The organism is Treponema sp. R8-4-B8 (assembly GCF_054786175.1).
Window position 1 is genome coordinate 1 of sequence record NZ_BDHE01000465.1, and the last position, 429, is coordinate 429.

Annotated in this window: 1 protein-coding gene; it reads left to right on the forward strand. The window is 47.1% G+C overall.

Going from position 1 to position 429, the window contains the following annotated elements; translation table 11 throughout:
- Nucleotides 1–429, forward strand: a 429-nt coding sequence (locus ACYVRA_RS09275; RefSeq protein ID WP_461252413.1) for an SDR family NAD(P)-dependent oxidoreductase, incomplete at both ends; no start/stop codon positions are given.

The following is a 429-nucleotide window of genomic DNA, read 5'->3' on the forward strand; positions in this document are numbered from 1 at the left end:
GGGCGGTTCAAAGGGTATTGGGCGCGCGGCAGCCGAATTGTTTTATAAAAAAGGGTACGCCGTGTATTCGATATCCCGAAGCGCCTGTGATCTGGAAGGCGTCAATTCCAATATTTGCGAAATAACGGACGGAGCATGGTTTAAAGAGGTCATTGACGATATTTATAATACGGAAAAGCGCATTGACGTATTGGTCAATAACGCCGGCGGCGGCATTTCCGGCTCGGTTGAAAAAACTGACCCGGCGGACGCGAGAAAATTATTTGAAATTAATTTTTTCGCCCAATTTGAAGCCGTCAAATACGCGATACCCTATATGCGACGCGGCGGCGGCGCAAAAATTATTTTTATCGGCTCTGTCGCGGGAGCCTTGCATGTTACTTTTCAGGGTTTTTATTCATTTAGTAAAGCCGCCGTTGAAGCGCTTTC